21 protein-coding genes are annotated in these 25,141 nt (G+C 50.2%); 10 read left to right on the plus strand and 11 right to left on the minus strand.

The window, feature by feature from the left end; genetic code table 11:
• Positions 1-48 precede the first annotated feature (48 nt).
• From ABD880_RS16715 to ABD880_RS16730, 4 genes are all read left to right on the plus strand, one after another.
• Complete coding sequence (locus tag ABD880_RS16715) at positions 49-540, plus strand: hypothetical protein (protein ID WP_345168639.1); 492 nt, start codon at positions 49-51, stop codon at positions 538-540.
• Between the two features lie 485 nt (positions 541-1,025).
• Positions 1,026-4,301 (plus strand): S41 family peptidase, encoded by a 3,276-nt coding sequence (locus ABD880_RS16720; protein ID WP_345168641.1) that lies wholly within the window; start codon positions 1,026-1,028, stop codon positions 4,299-4,301.
• 14 nt (positions 4,302-4,315) lie between these two features.
• Positions 4,316-4,876, plus strand: a complete 561-nt coding sequence (locus tag ABD880_RS16725; protein WP_345168644.1) for a hypothetical protein — start codon at positions 4,316-4,318, stop codon at positions 4,874-4,876.
• Between the two features lie 118 nt (positions 4,877-4,994).
• Positions 4,995-6,218, plus strand: a complete 1,224-nt coding sequence (locus ABD880_RS16730) for an RtcB family protein (protein WP_345168646.1) — start codon at positions 4,995-4,997, stop codon at positions 6,216-6,218.
• 86 nt (positions 6,219-6,304) lie between these two features.
• Here ABD880_RS16730 and ABD880_RS16735 read toward each other — a convergent pair whose 3' ends face one another.
• The 3 genes from ABD880_RS16735 to ABD880_RS16745 form a co-directional block, all read right to left on the minus strand.
• Positions 6,305-7,423, minus strand: coding sequence for a PepSY-associated TM helix domain-containing protein (locus tag ABD880_RS16735; RefSeq protein WP_345168648.1), 1,119 nt, complete (start codon positions 7,421-7,423; stop codon positions 6,305-6,307).
• A 73-nt stretch (positions 7,424-7,496) separates the two neighbouring features.
• Entirely contained in the window at positions 7,497-9,809 is a 2,313-nt protein-coding gene (locus ABD880_RS16740; protein ID WP_345168651.1) for a TonB-dependent siderophore receptor, read from the minus strand.
• Positions 9,810-9,888: 79 nt separating this feature from the next.
• Positions 9,889-10,983, minus strand: a complete 1,095-nt coding sequence (locus ABD880_RS16745) for a mechanosensitive ion channel family protein (RefSeq protein WP_345168654.1) — start codon at positions 10,981-10,983, stop codon at positions 9,889-9,891.
• Between the two features lie 220 nt (positions 10,984-11,203).
• Between ABD880_RS16745 and ABD880_RS16750 the strand changes: the two genes are divergently transcribed.
• Entirely contained in the window at positions 11,204-13,384 is a 2,181-nt protein-coding gene (locus ABD880_RS16750; RefSeq protein ID WP_345168656.1) for a bifunctional alpha,alpha-trehalose-phosphate synthase (UDP-forming)/trehalose-phosphatase, read from the plus strand.
• 348 nt (positions 13,385-13,732) lie between these two features.
• Here the strand turns inward: ABD880_RS16750 and ABD880_RS16755 are convergent, their stop codons facing one another.
• The 4 genes from ABD880_RS16755 to metX form a co-directional block, all read right to left on the minus strand.
• Entirely contained in the window at positions 13,733-14,014 is a 282-nt protein-coding gene (locus tag ABD880_RS16755) for a hypothetical protein (RefSeq protein ID WP_345168659.1), read from the minus strand.
• Positions 14,015-14,028: 14 nt separating this feature from the next.
• Positions 14,029-15,810: a glycoside hydrolase family 15 protein gene (locus ABD880_RS16760; protein ID WP_345168662.1), complete on the minus strand. Its 1,782-nt coding sequence runs from the start codon at positions 15,808-15,810 to the stop codon at positions 14,029-14,031.
• A 256-nt stretch (positions 15,811-16,066) separates the two neighbouring features.
• Positions 16,067-16,513 carry a hypothetical protein gene (locus ABD880_RS16765; protein WP_345168664.1) on the minus strand — a complete coding sequence of 149 codons (447 nt, stop codon included), beginning with the start codon at positions 16,511-16,513 and terminating at the stop codon, positions 16,067-16,069.
• 50 nt (positions 16,514-16,563) lie between these two features.
• Entirely contained in the window at positions 16,564-17,613 is a 1,050-nt protein-coding gene (gene metX / locus ABD880_RS16770; RefSeq protein WP_345168667.1) for a homoserine O-acetyltransferase MetX, read from the minus strand.
• Positions 17,614-17,655: 42 nt separating this feature from the next.
• On the opposite strand from metX, the gene ABD880_RS16775 reads away from it, so the two are divergent.
• Together ABD880_RS16775 and ABD880_RS16780 are read left to right on the plus strand one after the other, a co-directional pair.
• A complete protein-coding gene (locus tag ABD880_RS16775) occupies positions 17,656-18,078 on the plus strand; it encodes an OsmC family protein (RefSeq protein WP_345168670.1) in 423 nt (140 codons plus the stop codon).
• A 724-nt stretch (positions 18,079-18,802) separates the two neighbouring features.
• Complete coding sequence (locus tag ABD880_RS16780; RefSeq protein ID WP_345168673.1) at positions 18,803-19,981, plus strand: trans-sulfuration enzyme family protein; 1,179 nt, start codon at positions 18,803-18,805, stop codon at positions 19,979-19,981.
• A gap of 302 nt (positions 19,982-20,283) precedes the next feature.
• Here ABD880_RS16780 and ABD880_RS16785 read toward each other — a convergent pair whose 3' ends face one another.
• The 4 genes from ABD880_RS16785 to ABD880_RS16800 all read right to left on the minus strand — a co-directional run bounded on the left by ABD880_RS16785 (position 20,284) and on the right by ABD880_RS16800 (position 22,763).
• On the minus strand, positions 20,284-20,823 hold the full coding sequence (locus ABD880_RS16785; RefSeq protein ID WP_345168676.1) for a pyridoxamine 5'-phosphate oxidase family protein: 540 nt from the start codon (positions 20,821-20,823) through the stop codon (positions 20,284-20,286).
• A gap of 172 nt (positions 20,824-20,995) precedes the next feature.
• A complete protein-coding gene (locus ABD880_RS16790) occupies positions 20,996-21,520 on the minus strand; it encodes a hypothetical protein (RefSeq protein ID WP_345168679.1) in 525 nt (174 codons plus the stop codon).
• Positions 21,521-21,534: 14 nt separating this feature from the next.
• Positions 21,535-22,440 carry a polysaccharide deacetylase family protein gene (locus tag ABD880_RS16795; protein WP_345168683.1) on the minus strand — a complete coding sequence of 302 codons (906 nt, stop codon included), beginning with the start codon at positions 22,438-22,440 and terminating at the stop codon, positions 21,535-21,537.
• Positions 22,441-22,571: 131 nt separating this feature from the next.
• Positions 22,572-22,763 (minus strand): cold-shock protein, encoded by a 192-nt coding sequence (locus tag ABD880_RS16800; protein WP_066505718.1) that lies wholly within the window; start codon positions 22,761-22,763, stop codon positions 22,572-22,574.
• A gap of 393 nt (positions 22,764-23,156) precedes the next feature.
• Between ABD880_RS16800 and ABD880_RS16805 the strand changes: the two genes are divergently transcribed.
• From ABD880_RS16805 to ABD880_RS16815, 3 genes are all read left to right on the plus strand, one after another.
• A complete protein-coding gene (locus ABD880_RS16805; RefSeq protein WP_345168689.1) occupies positions 23,157-24,212 on the plus strand; it encodes an oxidoreductase in 1,056 nt (351 codons plus the stop codon).
• 90 nt (positions 24,213-24,302) lie between these two features.
• The gene (locus ABD880_RS16810; protein ID WP_345168691.1) at positions 24,303-24,713 is read left to right on the plus strand and encodes a lipocalin-like domain-containing protein; all 411 of its coding nucleotides are present in this window, start codon (positions 24,303-24,305) and stop codon (positions 24,711-24,713) included.
• Positions 24,714-24,853: 140 nt separating this feature from the next.
• Positions 24,854-25,135: a type II toxin-antitoxin system RelE/ParE family toxin gene (locus tag ABD880_RS16815; RefSeq protein WP_345168693.1), complete on the plus strand. Its 282-nt coding sequence runs from the start codon at positions 24,854-24,856 to the stop codon at positions 25,133-25,135.
• Positions 25,136-25,141: the final 6 nt, after the last annotated feature.

Here is a 25,141-nt window from a genome sequence, read left to right on the forward strand (position 1 = left end):
TAAACACCTTTTTAGCGTGGTCGGTATGTACTTTAACATTTCAAAATTATGGACAATCTAATTAGTGAAGCGCTTGAAAGTGTTCAGGAAAAGGTTGTCGCTGCGAAAGCGATTTGCAGTGCAAGAATTAAGGAAATTGAAGATGCTATAGATGCCCTTGTGGTTGAAAAAAATATTCTGTTAAAACACCTTCAGTCCTTGGAATCTGTGAATTTATCTAATGATAAAAAGGCTTTGACTTTGAATATTAATATGCCTGATTCAAATAGAGCGACTACTAAAGATACTGAAGGATATAATCGGTCTTGGCCATGGGCTCTTAAAATTCAATTTGTTCTTAGTCAGACAGATAGGAAAATGTCCCCTAAGCAAATTGTTGAAGAGATATTTAAGTTTGAACCAGAGCTGAGAAAGTCAAAATCACTGAATAGTATTACTTCTGTAATAAGCGCTAGAATTAAGAGAGGTGCTCTAGTAAAATACCCCATTGATGGGCCTAATGAGTCTAGTTCTAGTAGTTATTTGGTTGGGTTGAAATAATTGTGAATCAATGGGAACAATGAGTTAATTGACTATAAATACAAAGGCTCAGAATAAAAAAAGGGTAGCATTTAGCTACCCTCATTAAAGATGTTCGATCAGATAGCGGAGCCGGTCTCATTAGCCGGGAAAGTGGAATGGCAGTTCCATCTTTGACTATCAACTGTAAGCCGTGCCAGTAGATACACGCTTACATTAAATGCCCTGTCCATTTACGAGGCGACACCTGCAGGATGTGCCAATTTATACACGTCTTGCCTGTACCAAGCCCTGTTCATTAACAGGCCAGAGGAGGCTGGTAGGATTCATTTCCTATCAGCCTCTCTGCATTTAGGTCATATGCAAATATACGAGGTCCTCCGTTTTTTGCCTAATTTCTCCAAAACAGCCTAAAAATGATTTCATAAATCCCTCTTGAACCGGTTGAATAGAAGGCGTTTATTGTGTAGCTTTCTAGTACCAATCTAACAAATTCCAATTCCTTTATGAAAAAGAGGTTCTTCGCCGTTCTGGCCTTATGCTGTGTGAGCAGTCTGGGAGCCAGTGCGCAAGCCCAAGCCCCGCTCTGGATGACCACGCCGGCCATTTCGCCAGACGGCCAGACCATTGTCTTCAGCTACAAAGGCGACCTATATAGAGTAGCCAGTGCCGGAGGTAATGCCACCCCGCTCACCATGCACGAAGGCTACGAATACATGCCCGTCTGGTCGCCGGACGGTAAGCAGTTGGCCTATGCCTCAGACCGTCATGGCAACTTTGACGTGTTCGTGATGCCAGCCGTGGGCGGAGAGTCCAAGCGCTTGACGTTTAACTCCTCTGGTGATTTGCCTTCAGATTTTTCAGCGGACGGTAAGAATGTGTTGTTCACGGCGGCCAGACTTGATGCGGCCAGCAACTCCATGTTCCCCTCAGGGGCGTTCCCTGAGTTGTATAGCGTTTCAGTAAACGGAGGCAAAAACAGCATGGTCTTGACCACGCCCGCCGAGGCCGCCCGTTACAGCCCCGCTGGTGACGTCATTGTGTACCAAGACCGCAAGGGACCGGAGAACGCTTTGCGTAAGCACCACGTCTCGTCCATCACCCGTGACATCTGGGCCTACAACGCCAAAACCAAACAGCATACCAAGCTTACTGATAACCCCGGCGAAGACCGTCAGCCCATGGTTTCGGCCAATGGGCAAGACGTGTATTACCTGAGCGAACAGCCTAACGGTACGTTCAACGTGCGCAAGATGAGCCTGCAGAACCCGAAGCAGAGCACGGCCGTGACCAACTTCACCAAGCACCCGGTGCGGCATTTGAGCGGTTCTAAAGACGGCGTATTGTCCTTCACCTACAACGGCGAAATCTACACCCAGAAGCCTGGTGCACAGCCGCAGAAGGTAGCCATTCAGCTGTACTCAGACATCAGAGCCAATCAAGAGACCGTGTTGCCTATCTCGGGTGGCATGACCGAAATGGAGGTGTCGCCGAACGGCAAAGAAGTAGTGTTCGTGAACCGGGGCGAGGTGTTCGTGTCCTCGGTGGAAGGCGGCATCACTAAGCGCATCACCAACACACCAGAGCAGGAGCGGAGCGTGAGCTTCTCGCCAGACGGACGCAAGATTTTGTACGCCGGCGAGCGCAACGGAAGCTGGAACGTCTATGAAACCAGCCTGGTGCGCGCCAACGAGCCGTATTTCTACGCGTCTACCATTCTCAAGGAAGACGTAGTTATTGCCAATCAAAAGGTGGAGGAATTTCAACCGGCGTACTCGCCAGACGGCAAAGAGGTGGCGTTTTTAGAAGACCGTACCAAACTACGCGTGGTCAACAAAGTCACCAAGCAGGTGCGCGACATCATGGTCAACTCTAACAACTACTCGTACTCAGACGGCGACCAGTACTATGAGTGGTCACCAGACGGCAAGTGGTTCTTGGTGCAGTACAATCAGCCCAAGCAATGGATAAGTGAGGTGGGATTGGTATCGGCCTCGGGCAACGGTGCTATTAGAAACCTGACGCAAAGCGGTTACTATGAGAACGGTCCGCAGTGGATGATGGGCGGCAAGATAATTATCTACTACTCTAACCGCGAAGGCCTGCGCGGCAACGGCAACAACTCGGGCACCGGCGATATTTATGCCCTGTTCACCACGCAAGACGCCTTTGACCGCTTCAAGCTGAGCAAGGATGACTACAACCTGCTGGAGGACCTGGAGAAGCGCGAGACCGAAGCCAGAAGCCAGGCCGAGAAAGCCGAGCCCAAGGGCAAAGGCAAGAAAGGCGAAGCGCCTGTGAAAATGGCACCTGCCGCCATGACCATTGAACTGGACAACCTGGCCTACCGCAAAGCCCGCCTTACCGGCACGTCCTCAGACATCGCGGACGCGGTGGTTTCTTCTAAAGGAGATAGACTGTTTTATTTAACCCGCTTCGAGAAAGGCTACGACCTGTGGGTGACCAACCTCAGAGACAATGACACCAAACTGCTGGCCAAACTAGGTGCCCGCGGCGGAGACATGGCCATGAGCAAGGACGGTAAAAACCTGTTTGTCTTAACCGAAGGCAAAATCCTGAAGATGGACACCGAGAACGGCAAGCAGGAAACCCTCAAGGTAAACGGCGAAATGAACTTGAACGCCTCCGCTGAGCGCGCCTACATGTATGACCACGTGATACGGGAACTGGAGCAGAAATTCTATGTCACCGATTTACACGGCGTAGACTGGAAAGCCAACACTGAGAATTACCGTCAGTTTTTACCGCACATCGCCAATAACTATGACTTTGCAGATGTGCTGAGCGAGCTTTTGGGTGAACTGAACGCCTCGCACACCGGCGGTCGTTATAGCCACCGCGCCACCAACCCAGATGCCACCGCGTCGCTGGGTCTGTTCTATGATGAGCAGTATACTGGCAAAGGCTTGAAGGTGAAGGAAGTCATCAACCTGAGCCCGTTTGACCGAGCCAGCTCCAAAGTGAAGCCGGGCGTTATCATTGAGATGATTGATGGACAGGCCATTGAAGAGAACACTGACCTGGACCAAATCCTGAACCGCAAGTCGGGTAAGTACACGCTGGTGTCTCTGTATGATGAGAAAACCAAAACACGTTGGGAAGAGACCGTGAAGCCTATCAACGCCGGTGAACTGAACGAACTCCTGTACCAGCGTTGGGTAGAAAACCGCCGGAAAGAAGTAGACCGTCTATCTGGTGGACGGTTAGGCTACGTGCACATACGGGGCATGAATGATGCCAGCTACCGCACCGTGTATGAAGACGCCCTAGGCAAGAACGCCACCAAAGAAGCCCTCATTGTAGACACCCGCTCTAACGGTGGCGGAAACCTGCATGATGACCTCATCAGCTTCCTGAACACCAAACGCTACGCCGAGTTCATCCCGCGCAACCAGCACCTCTCAGATGAGCCCCGCAATAAATGGACGAAGCCGTCGGTGGTGGTCATGAACGAGAGCAACTACTCAGACGCGCACATCTTCCCGATGCTCTACAAAGAGCTGGGCCTGGGTAAAACCGTGGGCATGCCCGTAGCCGGTACCGGTACCTTTGTCTGGTGGGAAACCCTGATTGACCCAACCATGGTCTTCGGGATTCCGCAGATTGGCTACCGCACCTTAAAAGGAGGCAAGTTCCTGGAGAACACCCAGCTGGAGCCGGATTACCTGGTGGCCAATGAGCCCTCTTTAACCGCCCAAGGCCGTGACCAACAGCTAGAAAAAGCCGTGGAGGTATTGTTGCAGGAACTACCTAAGAAGTAATCCGTAGATTCGACTTGATAAAAGAAGCCCTGCCAGATTTGGTAGGGCTTCTTTCGTTTTTGGCGTATTTTGGTGGGAAAAAGCTAAAAGTGAACAATATGAGAACAGAATTTTTACACCTTAAGATTTTCTCAAGGGCTCTACTTATAGGTGTTATTTTATGTTGTTCAAGCTGTCTTGTTTCTACTCACTTGTTTATTCCTGTAGATGCAAATAACAAGTTTGGTGATGAAATTCAAGGTAGTGGGTACATTTTGGAATGTCATGCACCGTATAATTCAGATGCTATCCTAGAGGCTGTTATTAAACAAAGCATGGATAGTTTAAGCAAATTCAAACTATCTAAAATTTCCATTAATTGGATTGAAAATGGAGATACCATTAGCGTGAATCCTGAAAAACAGGGACACTATAGTAGCTACTCATATTTTATTTTCTCTGCCCCCAACATTAAAAAGAGGAAAACTATAAACGTTTCATTAGAGGGCATTCTAGTGAAAGGTAATGACTCAGTCGTGATTCTTCAAAGTCATACTTTAAAGAAAGTGCGGGATTACTTCTTTACTATCCATTAAAGTTTACAGCTAGAAGGAAGCAATTCAACAAGATTTCATTTTCAACCTCTTTCCCTCAAAACAGCCTAAAAACGAATGGGCTTTTTCTCGTATAGCCTAAGCTACCAACTCAAAAGCTATGGCTACGGTAATCAACAACATCACGGTCTTCGGGGAGGAAATCATTGACCAGAGCGCCATTGAACAAATCAAGCGCTGTGTGAGTGAAGAGGACATTGGCGTCCTCACTGCCGATGCCCACTATGGTTACGCGCACCCCATTGGCGGGGCAGTGGCCTATAAAAACAAGGTCTCTTTGTCGGGGGTGGGGTTTGACATTGGCTGTGGCAACAAGGCCGTCAAGACCAACGTGCTGGCCAGCGATGTGAACATTGCCCGCATCATGGATGAGATTGTGGACCAGATTGGCTTTGGCGTAGGCCGGCCTAATCCCAAGCGGGTGGACCATCCGGTACTGGAACACATCCAAAACGCCGACTTTAAACCCCAGCGCGAAATGATTAAAATGGCCTCGGCGCAACTGGGCACGGTGGGCAGTGGCAACCATTTCATTGACTTGTTCGAGGACGAGAAGGGCTATCTATGGATTGGTGTGCACTTCGGGTCAAGGGGTTTCGGGCACAAAACCGCCTCTGGCTTCATTGCTATGTCTCAGGGACTGTCGTTTTTTGACCGAGCCAAGGAAGGACCCATGGACGGCCCGCCCATCCTGTTTGACATCCACTCAGGACTGGGCCAGGACTACATTGCCGCCATGGGCCTGGCGGGAGAATACGCCTATGCCGGGCGCGACGTGGTGGTGGAGAAACTGCTGGAAATTCTGGGCGCGCAGAGCACCGAGATTATCCATAACCACCACAACTTTGCGTGGTTTGAGAAGCACCAAGGCGAAGAATACTGGGTGGTGCGCAAAGGTTGCACGCCCGCGTTCCCGGGTCAGAAAGGCTTTATTGGCGCCAACATGCATGACAACTCTGTGATCATTGAAGGCGTAGAGAGCGAGCTGTCCATCAGGGGATTGTATTCCACGGTGCACGGCGCGGGCAGGGTCATGAGCAGACGCGCCGCCGCCGGCAAAACCAAATGGATACGCGATAGAAGAGGCGTCAAGCGCAAAACCGTCATCTCGCCGGGACTCATAGACTTTGACGAAGTGCAGATGCGCATGAAAGCCCGCAAAATTGAACTGCGCGGCGCCGGCGCCGATGAAGCCCCCGAAGCCTACAAGAAACTGGAAGACGTCCTCCAACACCAAGGCAACACCATCAAAATCCTGCATACGCTTAGACCGCTAGGCGTGGCCATGGCCAGTGATGAAATCTTTGACCCGTACAAGGATTGAAGTTTCGTTGCTGGTTATTGGTTGTTCGTTATTTGATGAGACTGGGCCGTTTTTAGCCTGATTACCAGAAATGAGGCTAAAAACGATTATACTGGTCTTAGAGTAGCCGACTTATTTTTGCGCTTTTTGTTACGCCAGATGACGAAGCCAGACACCCAGAGGAAGGCCGGCAGAAAACCCAAAATAAACCAAAGCACTCTGGTGACATAACCGCCAACCTCCCCGAAGTGGATAGGAATAAACCAGTTGCGCAGGATGCGGGCACCGCGCGGGCTGGTCTCTGGGTTGAAATGGTACATCTCTTTGCCGGTGTACTGGTCCAGGTAGACCATTGGTCTTATCTCTGGCCCAGCGCCCACGGTGGGGTCCTCTACAAACGTGAACAGAACAGTGCCTGCGCTGTCTTTGGGCATGGTCAGGCTACGTTTGGCGTGATTGGGATAATACGTGGCCATGCGCTGTAGGGCTTGTTGAGCGTCCATGCCTTGAGCATTAGCCACAAACGTAGACTTTAGCTTTTTACCGGCGGGCATGCGCTCTGTAGTGGCTGTAATCTGGTTGATGGCGGTTTGGGTCTCTTCTGGGAACGCGAAGTTCACGCCCGTAATGGCGATGATGAACAGTGGAAGGGAGACGTAGAAGCCGGTCACGTTGTGCAGGTCATACACCCGTCGTTTAGGGCCGGCGTTTTTCTTGTAAGAAAGGCCGTCTTTCAGTTGGCGCTTCTTTCTGGGGAACCACAGATACAAGCCGGTGCTCAGCAACACCAGAGCCATCAACAAAGCGCAGGTGCCGGTGATGAGGGAGCCGGTTTCGCCCATTGTCAATTGGCGGTGAAGTTCCAGAATGCCTTCAAACACACCCCGGCGCTGTTTCATCTCACCTAAAAAGGCACCGGTATGCAGGTCATAGAACAGCCACTCCTTCTTTTTCTGAAGCTTGATTTGGTAGTTCTCCAGTTCGCGGGTGGGGAAGTTGAGCGTGGCAATGGGTTCTTGAAACTGGGCCTGCGCCTTTTGTACCACTTGCTCTGCTGGATATACAGGACCAGTGTTTTGGGTTTGGTAATACTTTGAATAGAAAAGCCCGGTCAGTTCCGGCTGGAAGACATACAAAGAACCCGTGATGCCCACCACAGACAAGACGGCTCCGCTGAGTAAGCCCACCCAGAGGTGCAGAAAGACAAGGATTTTCTTCAGTTTCATAGTCACAAAAAACGCCGGCCTCTTTTACCTGTATGCAAGAGAGGCCGGCGCTGTAAAAATAGGCGGAATTTACTTAGAAGTTATACCCAACCGTGCCAATGATGGTACGCGGAGCACCCGGCATAATACCCGTAGCCGACTGCGCGCCGTCATAATAGTACTCATCCGTCAGGTTCTTGCCGTTCACACTCACGTGAATGCGCTTGGCGCGGTAGAAGATAGTCGCATCTACCTTGGTGTAACCTGGTAGTCTGAATGAGTCGTTGATGTCTCCCGGACGGGACTGCACCGAGGTAAACCCTCCACCAAAGCCCAGGCCTTTCAATAGACCAGCCTGCAACTCATAGGTAGTCCAGAAGGTGAAGTTATGCGGGCTCACGTTCTGGAAACGGGTGCCTTTGCTGGTCACGCCGTCACTGCTCACGCGGGCGTCAATAAAGCTGTAGGTGGCAATCAGGTTTAAGCCAGGCAACACCTCGCCGGTCACGTCCACCTCAGCGCCTTCACTAATGATTTCGCCTACCTGTACTCTAAAGTTAACGTCACGCGGGTCTACGGCAGAAATGTTGCTTTTCTTGATTCTGAAGTAGCTGGTGGTCAGGTTCAAACGGTCCTGGAACAAGCCCAGTTTGATACCGCCTTCCAGTTGCTGGGTGCGTAACGGCTCAAAGGTGTCACCCTCCAATGTTCGGCCAATCTCCGTCTGGAAACCGGTGGAATAGTTGGCGTAGGCAGACAAAGGGCCATAGACTTCATACAGCAAACCTATGCGCGGGTTAAAGGCGTAGTTGCGCTGCGTGGTGGTGTCTTTGCCTAAATAATCCTCACTGCGGTAGTCAAAGATGTCATAGCGGCCGCCCAGCAACACGTTCAAACGCTGACGGATGGTGATGAAATCCTGCAGGTAAAAACCGGCGTTCTGGGTGCGGTCCCGGTAGTCCTGAGAGGTAACGGTGCTGTTGACCGGTTTGGGCTTGGTGCTGTACTCTGGATTATAAATGTCCAGCTGATCATAGGCTGCTCGTTTCACGTTCAGGTCCAGCATGAAGGAGCTGTACTCCACGCCCGCCACGGTACGGTGCGCAATGTCTGCGCCGGTGTTGAACTTACCATACACCTCATTCTGCGTGGCGAAGTACCGGTCAAAGGTGTACTGGTCCTGGTAGCGGCGATTAATCTTACGGTCTGAGTTAGCTACCAACGTTGTCTGCTCTACCAGTTTGCGGGTCTCGGTGCCGTAATTGAAGTTCACGGCGTGGCGCAGGCTCCAGGCATCGTTCAGGCGGTGCGTAAAGTTGTACTGCACCAAACGGTTCTGGTAAAACGAATAGTTGTCCGGCTCACCCAGACTTCGGCTGCGGGGCACGTCTGCAATCTTTCCTTTCACGGCAAAGATACCACGGTCAGAAGGCTGGTTGTGGTTCAGGAGCTCGGCTTCTACGCTTAAAGACGTGTTAGGGGAGAAGTCATACGTCACCGACGGGGCCACGAAGTAGCGCTTGGTCTTTACAAAATCGCGGTAGCTTTCACTGCGCTCATACAAGCCGTTTAAGCGGTATTTGAAGTTTTTGGCTTCGCCGATGGTACCGCCCAAGTCCACACTTGGTCTAACCAACCCGAAGCTGTTTCCCGTCAGTTGAATAGATTGGAATGTATAGGCCGTTGGTTTTTTAGTGGTAAGGTTGATGAGGCCGCCCGGGTCACTCACTCCATATAAAACTGAGGCAGGACCTTTCATGACTTCTACTTGCTGCACGTTGGCACTCTCCCGGTAGGTACGCGCTGGGTTTCTAAAGCCGTTCTTGAAAATACTGGTCTGGTCGGTTCTAAAGCCTCTTATCTGGAAAACATCGGTACGGCCGCCAAAGCCCGTTTCCACAGAGACGCCGCTCACGTTGCGCATGGCGTCTTCTACTCTTACCACCTGCAACTGGTCCATGGCTCTGCGCGACAAAACCTGCACCGACTGCGGCACGGTGCTCAAATGGGCTTCCATCTTAGTGGCCGTAGTGCCTTCGCGCTCCAGGTAGTTGCCGGCCTTGCTTCCGGTAATCTCTACCTGGGCTAAGGTGAAATCAGAGGTGTTCAAGCGCATGAACACGGGAACCACTTGCTGTTCTGCAATGGAGATGGTCTGCTTGACAGACTCATAGCCAATACCTGAAATCACCAACGTATAGTCGCCGGCGGGAATGCTTTTAATCAGAAATTTGCCTTCGTCATCAGTGGTGCTTCCCAGGGTAGTGCCTTCCAGGCCCACGCTGATGCCGGGCAGGGATTCGCCTTTCTGGGACTGAATGCGCCCCTCAATACGGCCCGTGGTCTGGGCGAAGGAAACAGTACTAGTAATTATGAAAAGGATTAGGAGGGTAAGTAGGCGGTGCATGTCTATTTATTTAGACTAATTATAAACTTGCGCAAACTTACAGCCGGATTTCAGAATAACAAAATTGTTTAGAAGGTTTCTAAATAATCATCCCGCCCTCTGCCGCACCTGGCACCACGGTCCTGGTCATGGGCAGGCAGTCTGGGTAGTTCTTCTGCACAAAATCCACCAGCTGCTCGCGCACCAGACAGCGCAGGTCAAAGGCGGTGCCAGAGTCGCGGGCGCTCACCAGCATGCGCAGTTCCAGGGTTCGCTCCTTTGAATCTGTGACCTGTAGCAGGCCTACGCGCCCGTCCCAGAGCGGCGTCTCTTTTAAGATTCTGTTCAACTCCTGCCTTAAGGGTTCTACCGGAATGGTGTAATCCAGGTATAGAAAGACAGTGCCCAGAATCTCGGCGTTGGTGCGGGTCCAGTTCTGGAAGGGCTTTTCAATAAAGTAATTGATGGGCAGGACCAGACGGCGCTGGTCCCAGAGGCGCATGACCACGTAGGTCAGGTTGATCTCTTCCACGCGGCCCCATTCGTTCTCCACCACCAGCACATCGTCAATCCTAATGGGTTGGGTGAAGGCAATCTGGAAACCGGCCAGCAGGTTAGCCAGGGAGCGCTGCGCGGCAAAACCCACAATGACGCCCGCAATCCCTGCCGAGGTGAGCAGACCCGTGCCTATCTTACGCACCGTCGGGAAACTCATCAACACCAGCGCCGCGGCAAAGAAGATGATCAAGATGATGACCAGCCTCCTAATGAACTGCAGCTGCGTGAACAGGCGCCGCTCCCGTATGTTGTCCTCCTTGTCTATGTGATGCTTTTTGCGGATTCTGTACTGCACCACGTTCACCCAGCCAATCAGGAAATAGGCAAAGGTGCAGATGAGCAGAATCTCCATGAGGCGGCGCAGCACCTCAAAGGGCCTGGGCGCTAGCGGCAGCAGCGGCAACACGGTTGACAAGACCAACAGGGGCAGAAAATAGGCCACGGGTTTGCCTAGCTTCAAGAGCATGCCTTCTACCCAGACGCTGGGGAACCAATGCTGGTAGGCAGCCAGCACTTTGAATATAATCCATTTAAGAACCAGCCCCACCAACAAGGCCGCCACCACCACGCCCAAACCCTGCAAAAACTGCGAAAGATGGTCTAGGGTGAAGTGCCTGAGTTGTTCTAGTAGTTCCATGTAGGAGAGCGCCGTTTAAGTCTTCCCTTACCCTTGGCAAGAGAGAAAGGTTGTCCACTCATGCCAGTAGCAAGCCTTCCCTCAAGAATATAGGACAATTTATATATCTTTTAACCTATGCCCCGTGAAAAGAGTAAACTATACCACTAAGCAGTAAGCGGCGCCAATACTTGGTAAATAAACTGTCAGCGCCTTCTTGTATGTCACAAACCAGTACCCTATGTCTAAAACCATCATCATTTCTAATAGATTACCCATAAAAGTACAGCGCAAGGAAGAGGGGTTGGCTTATGAGACAAGTGAAGGAGGATTGGCCACGGGCTTAGGCTCTATCTATAAAGAAGGAGACAACGTCTGGATTGGCTGGCCGGGTCTTTTCTTTGAGGATGAAGCCGAAGAACAGGAGGTGACCCTCTCGCTCAAGTCACAGAGCATGCACCCGGTATTCCTGACGGAGAGCGAGATAAAAGAATTCTACGAAGGCTTCAGCAATGAGACGCTGTGGCCCTCTTTCCATTATTTTAGTCAGTACACCGTCTATGACGATGTTTACTGGGAGGCGTACCAACATGTAAACCGCAAGTTTTGCCAGGCCGTCATGCAGGTAGCCCAGCCCGGCGACACCATCTGGGTGCATGACTACCAACTGCTGTTGCTGCCCGCCTACCTCAGAGAGGCGTTTCCAGACAGCAGCATCGGGTTTTTTCAGCACATTCCCTTCCCTTCCTTTGAGGTGTTCAGGATGCTGCCCTGGCGCGAACAGCTCCTGAAAGGAATACTTGGAGCCGATTTGATTGGCTTCCATACTTATGATGATGTGAGACATTTCCTGAGTTCGGTGAGCCGCATCATTGGCATGAATACCGCCCAAGGCATGATAGACAACGGCTACCGCCAAATCATGGTGGACGCGTTCCCCATGGGCATAGATTATGAGAAGTATGCGCAACTGGCCGCCTCGCCAGAGATGAAGGAAAAGCTTATTCCTTATAATGAGGCTTTAAGCGGCCAGAAGGTTATTCTATCCATTGACCGCCTGGACTATTCCAAAGGCATACCGGCGCGCTTGCAGGCCTTTGAGCTGCTGTTACAGGAGTACCCAGAGTTCAGGGAGAAAGTGACCTTGTTCATGCTGGTGGTGCCGTCCCGTGACCAGGTAGAAAAGTACAAGCAACTCAAAGAAACCATTGACGAGCTGGTGGGCCGCATCAACAGCTCTTACCGTACCATCTCCTGGAACCCCATTCAATACTTCTATCGGTCATTTCCCATTGAAGAACTTTCTGCCTTATACACGGTGGCAGACATTGCCCTCATCACACCCATGCGCGACGGCATGAACCTGGTCTGCAAAGAGTTTGTAGCCAGCAAGCTGGACCAGAAGGGCGTTTTGATCTTGAGCGAGATGGCCGGGGCCGCCAAAGAACTGTCAGACGCGCTCATCATCAACCCAAATGACCTGGGCCAGATGGTGCAAGCCATGCGCGAAGCCATGACCATGCCCGAGGCCGAGCAGCAAATCCGCATGCAGCACATGCAGGACATTCTCAAGCGCTATGACATTCACCAGTGGGTGAGCATTTTCATGAACCGTCTGGAATACATCAAACTCAAGCAGCTAAGCCTGGCCACTGAGTACCTTTCTCAAGAAGAGCGCCAAGCCTTGCTCCAGAGCTACCGCCAAGCCCAACAGCGCATCCTGTTCCTGGATTATGACGGTACGCTCACCGGCTTTGTGCAGAATCCCAAGCATGCTTTCCCCGATGAAGAACTCCTGCGCGTCCTGGATCAGTTAACGCAAGAGCCCAAAAACCGCGTGGTGGTTATCAGCGGCCGAGACCGTCATACTTTAGAGGATTGGTTAGGTCATCTGCCCGTAGACATCATTGCCGAACACGGCGTCTGGATGCGCCAGCAAACCCATGAGTGGCAGATGATGCACCACATCACCAATGAATGGAAAACCGAGGTGCGCCCCATCATGGAAATGCACGTGAGCCGTACGCCGGGTTCCTTCATTGAAGAGAAGGATTACTCCCTGGTGTGGCATTACCGCAAAGTAGACGCTTCTTTGGGAGAACTGCGCGCCCGCGAACTCAGCAACCACCTTCAGTTCATGGCCGCCAACATCAACCTGCAAGTCATGGAAGGCGACAAGGTGCTGGAAGTAAAGAACGTGGAAGTGAACAAGGGCTTGGCTACGCTCCGTTGGCTAGAACTGCACCCCCATGATTTCCTGCTGGCCATTGGTGATGACCGCACCGACGAGGACATGTTCAAGATGATGCCTGATGATGCCTATACCATTAAAGTAGGTAGTCAGCGCTCTTTTGCCAAGTACAACCTGGACAATCATCAAGAAGTGAGAAAGCTGTTACAAGAGCTTTGCTCTCAGCACTAGTTGGATGCTTGACTTATCGTTTTTGGCTTATTTTCCAGAAAGTAAGCCAAAAACGATTACAAGAATTTCAATTTAGTCTTTCAAGGAGAAAATGGGCTTCTTCGTCCCCCTTTGAAGGGGGTAGGGGGATGACTACTATAGCTGATTAATAAAGGTTTAGCTTTTACCTCTCAATCCTGTACTTCTCAACTTTCAACTCTTAACTTTTCTGCCCGGGTTTGTCACTTTTCTCCTTGATGAGAAAAGTAACCAAAAGAATCAAGAAGAAAAGAAACTCGCTGCCGCTCAGACAGCTTTTCTTCAGACTCTGCACCTGGCTGAGGCTATCTGTTTCATGGTAGGCTTACGCTACTGCCAGATGCCAAGCCACTGCTCGGTCCCTGCCCATGCTCCGGGCGCACAGCCAAGGCTTCCCTGCGCAAGGTCGGTCGGCAGGCGGCTTGGTGTTTGAGAGGCGGCAATGCGTTCTTCGCTGGAGCGGATTTTTCTGTAGAGACCAGGCACTGCCTTGTCTCCTGCGCATTGCTTGGCTATTTCGTTTTTGGCTTGTTTTCTGGAAAATAGGCCGAAAACGGCATCCACCTTAACCAAGAAAGGCCAGCAATTCGCTGGCCTTTCTTGGTTAATCATACAACTTCTCCTCCTTATAAGAAAGAAGGCCTGTCTAGGCGTTTGGAAATGCGGTAAGCTGCATTCAATAAGCCCACATGGCTGTAGGCCTGCGGGAAGTTACCCCACTGGCTTCCGTCTCTGGAGTCTACGTCCTCGCTCAATAATCCCAAATGGTTGGTGTATTGGAGGATGTTCTCAAACTCATGCAGGGCTTCTTCTACGCGGCCCACGCAGGCCAGGGCCTCAATGTACCAGAAGGCACAGATGAGGAAGGTACTTTGCGGTACGCCAAAATCATCGGCGTGCTTGTAGCGGTAGAAAAGTCCCTCGGGGGTTTTAAGCTCGCGTTCCATGGCTTCTAGGTGCGTTTTGGCTACCTCAGAGGCGGGGTCAATGTAGTGCATCATGATTAGTTGCAAGGTGCTGGCATCTAGGTGATTCTTACCTATGGCCTGGGTGTACACGCCGCGTTCCGGGTCAAAGCACTGCTCAATCTTAGCGGCTGCCTGTTGCATTAAATCGGTGGCCAGCTGGTGCAGTTGTTCGTCGCCAAAATGACGGGCTGCGCTTCTTGCCGCCGCCGCACCTGCCCAATGGAACAGGTAGGTGTAGGTATGGTACTGCGCAAAATCCCGGAACTCCCAGAGGCCGGCATCGGGCTCTTCCATGGTGTCCTGAATCTTGTAAAGCGTCTTGTAAATCAGTTTCTGCGACTCAATGCGCTCGGCGTCATTAAAACGGCGGTCAATATAGAGCGGCAAAAGGGCTACCAGAATCTGACCGTAGACGTCGTTCTGAATGTGGGTGTAGGCATCATTGCCAATGCGCACCGGCTTGTTGCCCAGGTAGCCTTCCAGCTCCAGTTCCAGCTCGGTGAGTTTGCTTTGCCCGCTGATGGAGTAGAGCGGTTGGTAACGCGGCGTGTCCTTGGCGGTGATGTTGGCGATGAAATGGAAGTAGCGCTCCATTTCCTCAAAGTGGCCTATGTTGTTGAACGCGTTGAGAATATAGTACGTGTCCCGCATCCAGCAGAAGCGGTAATCCCAGTTCCGGCCGCTACCGGGGTGCTCTGGCAAGCTGGTGGTAGGCGAAGCGATGATGGCGCCCGTGTCTTCGTACTGGTGTATTTTCAAAGCCAACGCAGACCGTATCACCTGCTCCTGGAAGAAATTGCTGATGCTGGTGTTTTTGACCCAGTTGTGCCAGTAGCGGGTGGTTTGGCGCAGGAAGGATTCTACGGTGCTCTCCAGGTTGGCCTCCAGCGGTGCGCCATAGGTTAAGACAAAGTAGAGCGTCTCATTCAGGACAAAAAACTGGTCCTCCAGGATGTAGCTCAAAGACGCGTTGGTGGTCAGGCGCACTTCCTCGTCCAAGCCCAGAAACGCGATGTGGTTGGAACTGCGTCTTCGTTTTAATTCCAGTTGGCCATAGTTCCCCACCGGACGGCAGGTGGCTTTAATGCGTGGCGAACCAGCGATAGGTTCCACTTTTCTAACCAGCATCAAAGGCTTGTAATAGCGCTGGTGCTGTCTAAAACGCGGCGCGAAGTCGGTGACCCGGTAACTGCCTTCCTGGCAGGTGATTTCGGTGCAGAGGATGTTGGTGTTCTCTACATAATATTGGTGCGAGGTGAATTCCTCGGCGTCTGGTTTCAGGGAGAATTCGCCGCCTTTTTGCCGGTCCATCATGGGCCCGAACACAAAACTGCTGTCAAATCTGGGCCAGCAGAGCCATTCAATGTTGGTGTCTTGGTGGATCAAGGCTAGATAGGCACAGTTGCCAATCAAGCCCATGTCATAGGTGTGCTTCGCCATACGGGTTCTGATAGACGCCGGGATTGTCTGCCGGCTTCTGACATACCGTGTACCGTTTTGCGTAGGCTGAGGTTTCTAAAAATATGGAGGTAGCGGTCTAAACCATGTTTATTGCCGTAGGTTCACTGTTTATTATCTGGAGCCCGTAAAACCTTTTGAAAGCGGTGGTATTCTTTTAACTGAAGTCTTTAATCCTGTTTATTAGTTAAGCAGAATTGAATATAGTCAACTATTAAATGATTTGTTTGTGAATCGTTTATTCGCCTTTATAATAATCTTTAAATGAATCTGGATATATAATCTGATTAGGTTTTGCTATAAAAACTTTACATTCTTTATAGCAGGTTTCTACGGAAGTTTTACTACCCCAAGGTTTAGTGATTGATGTATAAAAAGTTAGTGATTTGTAGTTGGCTTTATGACTAAGAATGGGAGTAATCTGATCAACTGTTTTGAAAATGACTTTCTCAAAGGAAGTACTATCTAAGTCGCACACTGAACCATAAACGTAGATGACTAAATTGCCATTTTTTTTATTGTTTGTGACGGCATAATAATCGTGTCTAATTTCCAAGTCAGAGCAGTTTAATTCCTTCTTCAGTGTCTCTTGCAACTCTTCTTCTTCTTCAGTTAAGTCAATACGGGGTACCATACAAGACTGTAAAAATACTATGACCAATATTGCTTGGACTAGTGTTTTCATAGAGATACAGTTATTAACTCCATAGTTTAATTAATTTATATTGATTCAGACTATTGAGCGATACCTAGTTGGCCTGGCAACCAGTCCTGCAATGCTTGAGTGATGCGCTTGCTTTCAATGATAAAGCCGTCATGGCCGTAATCAGATTCAATCTCCACGTACTGCGCGTTGGGTACGTGCTGTGCAATAAACTTCTGCTCCTGCACCGGACACAGCACATCACTGCTAATACCAATGACCAACGTTTTCTGGTGTATCTGTTGTAGCACTTCTGCCAGCTTTCCGCCGCGGCCACGGGCCAAGTGATGACTGTCCATGGCTTTGGTGAGAATCCAATAACTGTAGGCATTGAACCGGTTTACCAGCTTGTCGCCTTGATAATTGATGTAGGACGAGACGCGGTAGTTGTCTAACTTCTCCACGTCAGGGTCGGTTTGGTTCTGTTCCAGAATCTGGAAACTCCGGTACGTCAAAATTCCCACCGCACGCGCCGCTTTCAAGCCTTTGCTCCCGGCCGTATCAGAGTTTTCGCCAAAAGTGCCATCGGCTTCAATGGCCAGACGCTGAGTAGTATGAATGGCAATGCCCCAGGCGCTCTCAGTAGCCGAGGTAGCCAGCAGAAACAGGTTCTCAATCCTATCTGGCTCCAGCACGCACCATTCCAACGCCTGATAACCACCCATGCTTCCGCCTGCCAACAGGTAAATCTTTTCAATGCCCAGCTGTTCCCGCAACAACGCATGCACCTTGACCATGTCTCTGATGGTTACCTGCGGAAAGGTGGCATAATAGGGTTGGCCGGTCTCTGGATTCACGCTCAGCGGACCCGTAGAGCCATAACAGGAGCCCAGAATGTTGGCGCAGATGATGAAATGCTCCTGCGGGTTGATGGCTTTGCCTTCGGCGGTTACGCCACTCCACCAGTCCAGCGGGTTTGAATTAGCGGTGAGGGCATGGCAAATCCAGACTACATTGCTTTTCTTTGCGTTCAACTCACCAAACGTATGGTAGGCAATGGTCAGGGCCGGAAGCGTCTGGCCGTTCTCCAATGCAAAGGGGTGAGAATACTCAAAGTAGTTCATGCCAAGGTGTCTATTCAATGTTCTGCAAAGAAAGGCGCTACAGGTTTTAAATTGAAGAAAATGGTTAGAATAGAATTAGAACGCACCGCCGGCGACTACGGCTTTGAAGCAAAAGACGCCTTCGGGCACGTCATCACCACCGACACCAGCCCCGATGGCGGCGGCACCAACGCGGGCGTACGTCCCATGCAAATGCTGTTGATGGCCCTGGGCGGGTGCGCCGGCATTGACGTGGTCATGATCTTGAACAAGCAACGCCAGACCATCACCCATTTTAAAATGTACATTGACGGTGAACGCGAAACCGGCAAAGAACCTGCCCTCTGGACCAACATCCACGTGGTGTATGAACTAGGCGGCTCCATAGACGCAGACAAAGCCGAACGCGCCTGCCAGCTCTCCATGGACAAGTACTGCTCCGTGGCCGAAACCCTCCGCCGCGCCGGCGCCAACATCACCTGGGAAGTTCGCATCACGGAGTGATGCAGTCCTGAGTCTAGAGTCGCGAGTCCTGAGTCTGGAATGCGTTTTTGGGCTGTTTTCTGGAAATCAGCCCAAAAACGGTTCTTGGCGCAGACGCTCGCAGGTCCTCCGGACGCTACGAGGTCTTTTGAGTAGGGGCAGTTCTTCATCAAACGCCTTTGTCATCCCCCTACCCCCTTCAAAGGGGGACGGTATGCGCGGGGTGTCAAATGCGGATAAAGCAGGTAACAAAACCGTGCGCAGCACGAAGGCCTCTGCAGCGACAGCAAAGGCCATTTCTTGCAACAAGCTTATCAACCAACAAGCCTAAGCAGAATGGAACGAGAACCAGTCTTGGTTCTGAGCGCCTCTGTTGTTTCGTCGCCCGCCAGGGCGGGGCCAAAGGCCCAGAGTACAACAGCAGTGCGAAGGGCCAAGACGGGGCCCCGCGGCCGTGAGCGCTTGGCGGAGGTTATGCAACAAGAAAGGAAGTGCGCACCGGAGCAGACGGCATTGCCAAGGGAACAGCCAAATGCGTGCACCAAGGCCTTATTTCAGTGAAAGGAGGCTGGTGAAGCAGTCTGGGTCGTTGGTGATAACACCAACAACGGCGACGATGGGTCTTTCTCAGCAGTAACCAAGGGCGTGCAATTAAAAGGCAGTAGAGCGTATTACAGCTTAATAAGCAGTTGAGGTGATTGGTGAGGGCACCAACCACGGCAAGAGCATTCAAACAAAGAAACCAATGGAAGAGCAAACCTACCATCCCATCACCCAAGCCATCAGAACCCAAACCGAACGCACCCAGGAAATGGAGCACGCCACGCCGCTGTTCCTGACCAGCAGCTTTGTGTTTGACAATGCAGAGGACATGCGCGCCGCCTTCGCTGATGAGACGGAGGACAACATCTACAGCCGGTTCAGCAACCCCAGCGTGCAGGAGTTCACAGACAAGATGGTGGCCTTGGAAGGAGCGGAGGCGGGTTTTGCGACGGCGTCTGGCATGAGTGCGGTGTTTGCCTCGTTCATGGCCCTGCTCAAAGCGGGAGACCATCTGCTTTCCTGCAATTCCATCTTCGGAAGCACGCACACGGTCATCACCAAATATCTGCCCAAGTACGGCATTGAGTACAGCTACGTGCCCGCCGACAAGCCCGAAGAATGGGAAGCCGCCATCCGGCCCAACACTAAGATGCTCTACATAGAGACGCCTACCAACCCGGGGCTGGACCTCATTGACCTGGAGTGGGTAGGGCAACTGACTAAAAAGCACAACATCCTGCTCAATGTAGACAATTGTTTCGCTACGCCCGTAAACCAGAAGCCCATTGACTTTGGCGCTGATCTGGTGGTGCACTCCGCTACTAAGTGGATTGACGGCCAAGGTCGCGTGATGGGTGGCGTAGTGGTAGGGAAGAAGGAGCTTATCAAAGACATCTACCTTTTTTGCCGGAGCACCGGCCCAGCGCTTTCTCCCTTCAACGGTTGGGTGTTGAGCAAGAGCCTGGAGACCCTGGATGTGCGCATGGAACGCCACGCTGGCAACGCCTTGAAAATAGCCACGGCCCTTCAAGACCATCCTAAACTAAGCTGGGTAAAGTACCCGTTTCTGCCAAGTCATCCGCAATATGCCATCGCCCAAAAGCAGATGCAAAACGGCGGCGGACTGCTCTGCTTTGAACTCACCGGCGGTCTGGAAAGCGGCCGGAAATTCTTAGACAGCCTGAAGATGCTGTCGCTCACCGCTAACTTGGGAGATACGCGTAGCATTGCCTCGCACCCCGCCAGTACCACGCACGCCAAACTCACCGAAGAGGAGCGGCTGGCCGTCAACATCACGCCAGGCCTCATCAGAATCTCAGTAGGATTGGAGCACGCAGATGACATCTTGAACGACATTCTGCAGGCGCTAGAGAAGTGCTAGTTGTTTCGTTGTTGGTTACTGGTTGCTCGTTATTTGAGGACAAAGATTAGCGTTTTATGTAGTACCATGGCGCAAGCGTCCGCTTGTGTCCACGCGCATTGTTAATCTGGAATGCGTCAGAGACAAGGCGGTGCCTGGTCTCTACAGGAGCTGCATCACCTTTTTGTCTCCATTGCCAACCCCCTCATCCTAACCTTCTCACTCAGGTAGAAGGGATTTAAAAAAGAAGCGTTTTCGGCCTGATTTCTAGGAAACAGGCCAAAAACGCTTTTCTGGTTTTATAAGAAGTAAGATGCTGGCTCTTATTTCATGTCCAGCTTTCCTTCAATGGAATCGTCTAGCGTGACGCCAGTGGCCGCGCCAATGGCTTGTTTGGCAAATGCGACGGCGTTGCCGTGTTTGTTGTCCCAGTAGTAACCGCCAGTGGGCACTACCTTGAGGACGGTGATTCTGGGGTCGTCTATGCCTTCGGTGAACCAGGTTTTGAGCATGGGGTTCCAGAGTTCCTTGATCATGGCTTTGTCCTTGCTCACCTCGGTGTTTCCGTACACCGTCAGGAAGTCTGAGTGTGCCGAGCCCTGGAACATCAGCTGCACAAACGGGTCTTGCTGGAGCTCTTCTATCTTATGCGAATCGTCTGAGGTCAGGAACCAGAAATTACCGGCTTCGTCTGCTTTTAAGACTGCCATGGGGCGGGTGGTGATGGGCTGGCTGGCTTTGATGTTGGTGCAGAAAAAACAGCTTTCGGCGTTTTCTGCCAAATCTTTCATTTTTTTGGCAGCTTCGGCGCCGTGCAGGTCCTGGTGGTTTTTTTCGGGCTGATTTTGGTTGATGCTATCCATAGTTTTAAAAGTCGTTAGGTTAGAAAGATGTACTGTGTTTGTCAGGCATCGGTTTTCATTCTCTCTTCTAGCGCTTGAATTTTCTATAGAAAGCGAAAACCCGTTTTTGGCCTGATTTTGAGAAAACAGGCCAAAAACGGGTTTTGTTTTGGGAGAAGGTAAACTGGTTAATTTAACTTATCTCTTTCTTGAAATGGTCCTCTGACTCCATAGGATTAATATCTATTTCTAAGGTGCTAGGAGCATGATCATATAGACTATCCATTATGTCATAGAAATCGTCACTTGACTTTAACCTGATTCTGGTCAATTGAAAATCGTGAAAGATGAATTCTACTCTGTGGGGTTTTATGGCAAACATTTGAATAACAAATGAAATGCGGTTCAAATCCCTGTAGCATATTCTTAAAGTGTCGTGCTGACTTTCAAGGGTAATCGCATCAGATTGAATAGTAAGCGTAGCTGATTTATTCCTTTTTATACCCCGCAAGGCAAAGGATAACACTGCCAATGCGAATAAGAAACCTACAGTATACCAAGAGAAATTTGGAGAAATATCGAAGGTTTTTAAAATGACGAAAGGCTCAATAAAATAGAACAAGACAAAAAGGACAATAACAGAACCTAGTAGGTAATCAGATATCTTTTTAATCCTTTTAGGAACTGTATTTATATGCACTTGGTATGCCTCTGCCATTCCTGCTTCTCTTACTAAAAGCTATTCTTAATGCTGTTATGCAAGGTGCGGGTGCTCCAGTAGCCGCTAGCAATGATGCGCCGGATGGTGAAGAGCGGGTCCTGCTGGTCGCGTTTGGTGGCTAGTTGGAAAGCCGCCGCGAAGCCGCGCTTCTGCAGTTCTGGGATGGCTTCTGGCCTCCACAAGCCAAACGGGTACGCGAAGTAGCGGATGGGTTTGCCGGTGATGGCCTCCAGTTGCTTGGTGGGTTTCTCAATTTGGGTAATCCAGTCTTTGGCTTCGTATTTTTTGACGTTGTGGTGGTCATAGGTATGCGAGCCAATCACGTGCCCTTGGTCAGAGAGCTCTTTGATCTGCGCCTTGGTCATGTAGTTGGGACGGCCAATGGAAACGGTCATCAAGAAGAACACACCTTTGAAGCCGTATTTTTCCATGACAGGTTTGGCCACGGTGTACTGGTCCAGTTTGGTGTCATCAAAGGTGAGCATGATGGGCTTGGACGGCAGAGGCTTGCCTTCTGTGAGGTAGGCGTAGAGTTGGTCGGGCAGGATGGTGTTGTAACCACTGTCGGCTAGCATTTTCATCTGGGCCTTGAACTCGGCGGGCTTCACAATGTAGTCCTTGCCTACTTTGCCGTCTTTAGACGTCCACTCGCGAATCTGGTGGTAACACAAGATGGGCACCTGCGGTCTGGCCAGGATGGAGGCCGCGGTGGCTTTCACTTCTTTGAACGGTGCGTTGGGGTCTGCGGCTACCGGCGCGGTAGTAGGTGGCGGGGTAGTAGCTACCTCTTGGGTTGGTTTTTTAGCGGAGGCGACGGGTACCTGGGCCTCTGTCTGGCCAGCAAAACCAAAAATAAAATAGCCTGCCAAAAGGAGGACGGGCAAAAGCAAAAGATACCAACTGCGGTTCCGGGTCATGGGAGTAAAAGGTAAAAGCGTAGAAAATGGTGGGCAGGGAACGGTACCAAGCGTTCCCCACAGTAAGATACAAAAAAAGGGCTTCGCATATATGCAAAGCCCTTTTTTATGAAACTGATATATATTAAAACTTATGCAAGCTTCACATTAACAGCGTTCAAACCTTTTCTGCCTTCTTTCAGCTCAAAAGTTACATCATCATTCTCTCTGATCTCGTCTACCAGGTTAGACACGTGAACAAAGTACTCTTCGTTTGTTTCTGCATCTTTAATGAAACCAAATCCTTTGGAGTCATTGAAGAATTTTACTTTACCGTTTTTCATTTTTTGATTTTAATAGATATGCAAAGGTAGGTATTCTCCTGAATACTATATGCTATTTACGTAAAAAATAGTTGATATCAGAGCACTGAGGGCAGGTTTTAGCGCTTGAAAATGAGTGAATTACGTCTTTATTCAGGCCCGTTTCTGAAAATATAGTACAAATACGGATGACCCTTTTGAAGTTTACCAAGGTAGCTTTCCTACTTTGTAGTTTGAAAAGTAGAAAGGCTTTTGTAGATGTGCCTCGTTTTTGACCTGTTTACTGGAAAGGAGGCCAAAAACGCTAGTCGGTGGTTCTTCGTCTAATTACGGGGGAGGGTAGCAAGGCTCACCGCAATTGATTTTCTTTGGAAGTATGTCTGGCTTGCTGGACCCATCTTAAAAATTAGCAGGATGATACGCGTAGGATTAATAGGCTATGGCATGGCCGGGCAGGTGTTTCATGCGCCCTTTGTGGACGCCGTAGACGGTTTAGAACTGACCAGAATCAGAGAGTCACGGGATGAGAACATACGCTTGGCCAATGACCGTTACCCCAAAGCGGTGGTGACGTCCAACGTGCAGGATATTTTTAACGACGATAACATTGACCTGGTCATTGTGGCCGTGCCCAACAGCGCGCATTATTCCCTGGCCAAAGAAGCCTTGCTGGCAGGTAAACATGTGGTGGTGGAAAAGCCCTTCACCGTCACTTCTGCCGAGGCTGATGAACTGATTGACCTGTCCAAAGCGCAAGGCAAAATGCTCACCGTCTACCACAACCGCCGGTGGGACAGTGACTTTAAAACCATCCAGAAACTGGTGAAACAAGAACTACTGGGCAACCTGGTGGAATACCGTGCCCATTTTGACCGGTTCAGGAACGCCATACGGCCCAACACCTGGAAAGAGGAGGCCGTGCCCGGTACCACCATTCTCTATGACTTGGGCTCACACTTGATTGACCAAGCTTTGACTTTGTTTGGCATGCCAAAAGCAGTTTTTGCTGATATAAGAACCCAGCGCGAAGGAAGCCAGATCCCAGACAAGTTTGAGACGGTGCTCTTCTATGACAAACTCAAAGTGGTTCTAACCGCGGGCATGCTGGTCCGTGAGCCCGGCCCCCGTTACATCTTGCACGGCGATAAAGGCTCTTTCTTGAAACACGGCCTGGACGTGCAAGAAGAAGCCCTCAAGCAAGGCCTCTTCCCGAAGGACCTGCCCACCACCTGGGGCGTAGAACCAGAGCACCTCTGGGGCCAACTAAACACCAACATGCAAGGCTTACACTTCATGGGCAAAGTAGAAAGCGAAACCGGCGATTACCGTGGTTTTTATGAAAATGTGAAGCAGGCTATTCTGGGGGAAGCAGCATTAGAAGTAAAACCAGAACAGGCGCGGGATGTGATTAGAATCATTGAGCTGGCCATGCAGAGTAGTGAGGAGAAGGGGGTAGTTGAGGTTAGGTAGGTTGAAGTTGGTTTTGAATCCAAATTAAAATTTGATATTTAAGATTTATTTGGATGTATATCTACCTCTAACAATTCTTTTCCTGTTACTATGAGAAACATTATTTATGCATTGCTTGCCTTATTAATCTTTCCAAGTTGTGATAAAGATGAGCCAGCAACATTGATTGGCACATGGATGAGAACAGAAGTGTATGCCATTGATAACGCAGGAAACAGAAGCCATAATAATCTTGATTATGCCCCTACCTGTGAAAAGGACAACCTTTATCAGTTTACTGGTAACAATGAATATTACCTGAAGGAAGGAGGCAATATCTGTCAGCCAAGCGCCGAGAGTTCTGATAAGTATGAGTTGCTAGAAAATGGTACTAAGATAAAATTTCAGAAGGGTGGATTATGGATGATAGAATCACTTTCTGGAGCTTCTCTAACAGTGAAACAAGCATTGCCGCCCGGAGTTGGATTCAAGGAGATTGTAACAATCTTTAAAAGAAGGTAAGCAGGTTTGAAGTAAAATCCGTTTTGCCCTCATTCCCAGAAAATAGGCCGAAAACGGAAAAGTCTATAAAACACAGGTATAGCTTTTTTATGGATCAAACAAATTGCCTACTTTTGACGTTAGTAACGTAAAACGGGAGTATGATTACATCTTTTGGCACTAAGCAGACAGAGAAAATCTGGAATGGTGAAAGGGTGGCTAAACTGCCTCTGGAAATACAGACCGTGGGAAGGCGTAAACTCAGGATGCTCCACAACTCCCAAGACATTGCCGACCTTCGGATACCTCCTTCCAATAGGCTAGAAAAATTATCAGGGAACCTAAAGGATTTTTACAGCATCAGGATAAATGACCAATGGCGGATCATCTTTAAGTGGAATAGTGGCCAAGCCTCAGAAGTAGAAATTTTAGATTACCATTAATACCAT

Origin of the sequence: Nibribacter koreensis (assembly GCF_039541795.1) — a bacterium.
Lineage (GTDB): Bacteria > Bacteroidota > Bacteroidia > Cytophagales > Hymenobacteraceae > Nibribacter > Nibribacter koreensis.

Coding starts and splice junctions, on each gene's coding strand:
- ABD880_RS16730 (WP_345168646.1), top strand. CDS start 4,995: ATGGCTACGGTAATCAACAACATCACGGTCTTCGGGGAGGAAATCATT.
- ABD880_RS16750 (WP_345168656.1), top strand. CDS start 11,204: ATGTCTAAAACCATCATCATTTCTAATAGATTACCCATAAAAGTACAG.
- ABD880_RS16745 (WP_345168654.1), bottom strand. CDS start 10,983: ATGGAACTACTAGAACAACTCAGGCACTTCACCCTAGACCATCTTTCG.
- ABD880_RS16740 (WP_345168651.1), bottom strand. CDS start 9,809: ATGCACCGCCTACTTACCCTCCTAATCCTTTTCATAATTACTAGTACT.
- ABD880_RS16765 (WP_345168664.1), bottom strand. CDS start 16,513: ATGAAAACACTAGTCCAAGCAATATTGGTCATAGTATTTTTACAGTCT.
- ABD880_RS16785 (WP_345168676.1), bottom strand. CDS start 20,823: ATGGATAGCATCAACCAAAATCAGCCCGAAAAAAACCACCAGGACCTG.
- ABD880_RS16805 (WP_345168689.1), top strand. CDS start 23,157: ATGATACGCGTAGGATTAATAGGCTATGGCATGGCCGGGCAGGTGTTT.
- ABD880_RS16790 (WP_345168679.1), bottom strand. CDS start 21,520: ATGGCAGAGGCATACCAAGTGCATATAAATACAGTTCCTAAAAGGATT.
- ABD880_RS16715 (WP_345168639.1), top strand. CDS start 49: ATGGACAATCTAATTAGTGAAGCGCTTGAAAGTGTTCAGGAAAAGGTT.
- ABD880_RS16810 (WP_345168691.1), top strand. CDS start 24,303: ATGAGAAACATTATTTATGCATTGCTTGCCTTATTAATCTTTCCAAGT.
- ABD880_RS16735 (WP_345168648.1), bottom strand. CDS start 7,423: ATGAAACTGAAGAAAATCCTTGTCTTTCTGCACCTCTGGGTGGGCTTA.
- ABD880_RS16755 (WP_345168659.1), bottom strand. CDS start 14,014: ATGATTAACCAAGAAAGGCCAGCGAATTGCTGGCCTTTCTTGGTTAAG.
- ABD880_RS16780 (WP_345168673.1), top strand. CDS start 18,803: ATGGAAGAGCAAACCTACCATCCCATCACCCAAGCCATCAGAACCCAA.
- ABD880_RS16795 (WP_345168683.1), bottom strand. CDS start 22,440: ATGACCCGGAACCGCAGTTGGTATCTTTTGCTTTTGCCCGTCCTCCTT.
- ABD880_RS16775 (WP_345168670.1), top strand. CDS start 17,656: ATGGTTAGAATAGAATTAGAACGCACCGCCGGCGACTACGGCTTTGAA.
- ABD880_RS16760 (WP_345168662.1), bottom strand. CDS start 15,810: ATGGCGAAGCACACCTATGACATGGGCTTGATTGGCAACTGTGCCTAT.
- ABD880_RS16720 (WP_345168641.1), top strand. CDS start 1,026: ATGAAAAAGAGGTTCTTCGCCGTTCTGGCCTTATGCTGTGTGAGCAGT.
- ABD880_RS16815 (WP_345168693.1), top strand. CDS start 24,854: ATGATTACATCTTTTGGCACTAAGCAGACAGAGAAAATCTGGAATGGT.
- ABD880_RS16800 (WP_066505718.1), bottom strand. CDS start 22,763: ATGAAAAACGGTAAAGTAAAATTCTTCAATGACTCCAAAGGATTTGGT.